The organism is Kitasatospora sp. LaBMicrA B282 (genome assembly GCF_050325825.1).
GTDB lineage: Bacteria > Actinomycetota > Actinomycetes > Streptomycetales > Streptomycetaceae > Kitasatospora.
The window spans coordinates 1-802 of sequence record NZ_JBNQTI010000381.1 but is presented as its reverse complement, the minus strand read 5'-3'; the positions used below and the strand labels follow the sequence as shown (position 1 = coordinate 802).

Here is an 802-nt window from a genome sequence, read left to right as displayed (position 1 = left end):
TGCGTGTGGGTGTCTGGTCGTTGTTTGAGAACTGCACAGTGGACGCGAGCATCTGTGGCCAAGTTTTTAAGGGCGCACGGTGGATGCCTTGGCACCAGGAACCGATGAAGGACGTGGGAGGCCACGATAGGCCCCGGGGAGCTGTCAACCGAGCTTTGATCCGGGGGTGTCCGAATGGGGAAACCCGGCAGTCGTCATGGGCTGTCACCCGCTGCTGAACACATAGGCAGTGTGGAGGGAACGCGGGGAAGTGAAACATCTCAGTACCCGCAGGAAGAGAAAACAACCGTGATTCCGGGAGTAGTGGCGAGCGAAACCGGATGAGGCTAAACCGGAGTGGTGTGAGACCCGGCAGGGGTTGCCACTTCGGGGTTGTGGGAATGAGCTTCAGTCGTCTGCCGGCGGCTGGGCGAGTCAGAAACCGTATGGGTAGTCGAAGGACATGCGAAAGGTCCGGCGTAGAGGGTAAGACCCCCGTAGACGAAATCTGTACGGCTTGCTTGCTCATCTCCCAAGTAGCACGGGGCCCGAGAAATCCCGTGTGAATCTGGCGGGACCACCCGCTAAGCCTAAATATTCCCTGGTGACCGATAGCGGATAGTACCGTGAGGGAATGGTGAAAAGTACCGCGGGAGCGGAGTGAAATAGTACCTGAAACCGTGTGCCTACAAGCCGTGGGAGCGTCGTCACCTTTGGTGGCCGTGACTGCGTGCCTTTTGAAGAATGAGCCTGCGAGTTTGCGGTGTGTAGCGAGGTTAACCCGTGTGGGGTAGCCGTAGCGAAAGCGAGTCCGAATAGGGCG

At 58.5% G+C, this 802-nt stretch carries 1 rRNA gene; it reads left to right on the top strand.

Annotation, left to right across the window (positions count from 1 at the left end):
• Positions 1 to 56 precede the first annotated feature (56 nt).
• A 23S ribosomal RNA gene (locus ACQRUO_RS39560) occupies positions 57 to 802 on the top strand; the annotation flags it as partial.